Here is a 2,616-nt window from a genome sequence, read left to right as displayed (position 1 = left end):
TCCGCGCGGGGGTTCGGGGGCGGGGGCGGCCCGCCGGCCCCCCACCCGCCGCGGGCGTGTGGTGGGGGGCCCGCCGGGGGCGGGCGCGGGGCCCCACCACCGCACACCAACTCCCTCTCCCCATCACGCGAAGCGCGAGCTGTATCGACATCGACACACGTCGATGCGTGCACGCATATATCGATATCGATTGACTCGGAGGAATCGTGGAGAGAAGAAACTTCCTGATTGCCGGCGGGCTGAGTTCTCTGGCGCTCATCGCGACGCCGGCCCTCGCCCAGCCGGCGGCAGCAGCAGGGCCGGCGATCACGGAGCAAGCCGGCCGCCCGTTACGGATCAGGGCGGGATTCCTGTCGCTGGGTCTCGACCCGACGGGCCGGGTCGTCGAACTGAAGGACATACGCGAGGGAACCGACTATCTGGCGGCAGGCAAGTCACTCCCCCTGGTGTCCGTCGTGCTGGGCGACGGGAAGCAGGACGTCCCCACCCAGGTGAAGGTCTCGCGGCGGGACCGGCACGTGCTGGTGTTCAGCGGCGACCAGGCGACGGTCGAGGTCAAGGTCGTCAACCACGCGACATACGCGACGCTTGAGGTCGTCGGTCTGGACGCCGCACCGGGCGTGGATGTGCGGACCCTGCTGTGGGGGCCGCTGACCACCAGGGTCACCGACACCGTCGGCGAGGCCGTCGGTGTGGTCCGCGACAGCGGCTTCGCCCTCGGCATCACCCCGCTCAACGACAAGACCGTCGGCGGCTGGCCCAAGGAGTTCGACGCGTACGGCTTCGGCTCGGAGGTGAAGTCGAAGCCGTACGGTGAGGCCGGAACGCAGAACGAGTGGGGCGCCGCGGCGAAGACGTCGTGGGGCAGCATTCTGCGCGCCTACTCCTACGACTACAGCACCGTACGGACCCGCGAGGACGGCATCCGGATCGGCCCGCTGCCGGGCTTCGAAGGCCGGATCCTCGGATCGAAGCTGGCCGTGTACGGCAGCACCCCTGATCTCGTGCTCACCGTGGTCAGCCAGATCGCGCAGGGCGAGCACCTGCCGTACCCGACCATCGACGGGCAGTGGCAGAAGGCGGCCCGGGCGACCCGTCAGCCGTTCCTGGCCTTGTCGTCCCTCGGCGCCTCGAACCTCTCCGACGCCATGAAGTTCGCGAAGCAGGCGGGCATCAAGAACGTCTACTCCGTGCAGGGCGCGGCCGGTCCCTGGAAGTCGACGGGGCACTACCAGTTCAACAGCGGCTTCGGCGGCTCGGACGCCGCCGCGGCTCAACTGGTGGCGACCGCCGCCGCGGGCGGCATGCGGGTCGGCGTGCACACCTTGTCCAACTTCATCCAGGCCAATGACCCGTACATCTCTCCCGCACCGGCCGACGAGCGGCTCACGGTCGGCGCGACCGTGAAGCTGACCCGCGCTCTGGCCGCGTCGGACACGACCCTGTACGCCGACGGCGACTCCGGCGGCGGCGGACACATCATCGGCCACCGGCTGCGCATCGGCGACGAGTTCCTCACGTACTCCGGTGTGACGCAGGCCGGTGCCGGCGAGTGGCAGTTCACCGGCGTCAGCCGGGCGCAGTGGGGATCGGCCGCGGCGGCCCATCCCGCCGGGGCCGACGCCACCCGGATCGCGGAGAACCAGTACGGCGGCGCACGGGGCGACCTGCCGATCATCGACGAGATCGCCACCCGCCTGGCCACGATGGCCAACACCACCGGCGTCCGGAACATCTCCTACGACGGACTGGAGGAGGCGTCCTGGAACGGCTGGCGCGGCTAGGGTTTCGCCCATCTGGTCAACGGGGTCTACCGTCAGCTCGACTCCCAGGACGGCTTCATCTGCGAGGCCTCCAACCCGTCGTCCAACTCGTGGTTCGCCCAGTCGCGGATCAGCTGGGGCGGCATCGGCTGGTCCGACTCCAACTACGACCAGGTGACCAGGAACACCAACTTCTACCGGGCCAACTACCTTCCTGTCATGGGCGGCGCACTCGCGGTGGGCGGGAACACCAGCACGCTCGCCCTTGAGCACGACCTGGCGCTGGGGGCGTCTCTCGGCGCCAACTTCGGCTGGTTCGAGACGAATACGGACACGCTGTCCAAGGGGCCCAACACCGCGGCGCTGCTCGAAGCGATCCGGATCTGGAACTCCGCCATCGAGGCCGGCGCCTTCACGCCCGCCCAGCAGCAGCTCATGACCGACGAGAAGAAGAACTGGCACCTGAGCGAGGAGACCGTGGGCAAGGAGTGGTCGCTGCAGGAGCTGGACTCGTCCGGCAAGCCGGTCGGCCAGGCGGAGCCGGTGCAGGCGCCGAAGCCCGGTTTCACGACAACGGAGCCGGTGGACGGCCACGTAGGTGAGCTGTACGCGTTCAAGGTCACCTCGAGCTCGCCCCGGACGGTCCGCTACGAGGTCACTTCCGGCGCGCTGCCCGCAGGGCTGAGTCTGAACAAGGACACCGGCGGCATCACCGGAGTCCCCACCACTCCGGGCACGAAGCGGTTCACGATCACCGCGCGCAACAACGGCATCATGCCCGACGCGGAGGTCACGTACCGTCTGAAGGTCACTCTCGGCTGACAACGGCCTCGGGCCCGCCGGCGTCCACCGG

At 69.3% G+C, this 2,616-nt stretch carries 2 protein-coding genes; both read left to right on the top strand.

The features are described from left to right. Window positions 1–206 precede the first annotated feature (206 nt). Complete coding sequence (locus ACFU8Q_RS40880) at window positions 207–1,784, top strand: hypothetical protein (RefSeq protein ID WP_384465120.1); 1,578 nt, start codon at window positions 207–209, stop codon at window positions 1,782–1,784. Window positions 1,785–1,937: 153 nt separating this feature from the next. Beyond that, window positions 1,938–2,585 (top strand): Ig domain-containing protein, encoded by a 648-nt coding sequence (locus ACFU8Q_RS40875; RefSeq protein ID WP_384465117.1) that lies wholly within the window; start codon window positions 1,938–1,940, stop codon window positions 2,583–2,585. The last annotated feature ends 31 nt before the right edge of the window (window positions 2,586–2,616 follow it).

This window comes from Streptomyces sp. NPDC057543, assembly GCF_042801895.1.
Classification (GTDB): Bacteria; Actinomycetota; Actinomycetes; order Streptomycetales; family Streptomycetaceae; genus Streptomyces.
Note: the sequence above shows the minus strand (reverse complement) of the source record. Positions and strands in the feature narration are given on the sequence as shown.